Genomic DNA, 634 nt, shown 5'->3' on the forward strand with positions numbered 1-634 from the left:
TGATATGCTCCCCAAATAGTAGACAGGTGAAATAATAAAAAACCTGTTGCTATGAGGGGAGCATTTTCATGTCTAAAGTTAAATATTCCGCATCAGAGAAACTTACCATAATCGGAGAGATCGAAAGTGGTGAACTTGGCTCTATGGCCGCTGCGTATAAATATGGCTTATCAAAAACAACATTGGCGAAATGGCAACGGAGGTATAAAGTCTATGGTTTGGAAGGGTTAGAAATTCAGACGTTAAACCGCAGCTATACCGCAGAACTTAAGCTGCAGGCGGTGTTGGATTACCTTAAGGGGGAAATATCCCAATACGATATTATTGATAAATACAAGATTGCGAGTAGAACACAGCTATCGAACTGGGTAAAGAAGTATAATAGTCATAGCAGCTTAAAAGCCTATAGAGGGGGAGCAAGGGCTATGACGAAAGGACGTTCTACGACATGGAAAGAACGGATAGAGATTGTTCAGTATTGTCTAACAAATAACGATGACTATGGGAAGACTGCGGAGCAACATCAGGTTTCCTACCAACAGGTATATCAGTGGGTGAAGAAATACCAAGACGGCGGGCAAGATGCGCTGCAGGATGGACGTGGACGTAAAAAGACCGAAGAAGAGTTAACTGA

The 634-nt window shown here is 42.3% G+C and carries 1 protein-coding gene; it reads left to right on the plus strand.

Going from position 1 to position 634, the window contains the following annotated elements; translation table 11 throughout:
* Window positions 1-68 precede the first annotated feature (68 nt).
* A partial coding sequence (locus AC1DM9_RS34405) for a transposase (protein WP_477513030.1) occupies window positions 69-634 on the plus strand: 566 nt, incomplete at its 3' end.

This window comes from Paenibacillus sp. 01T431 (genome assembly GCF_056398625.1).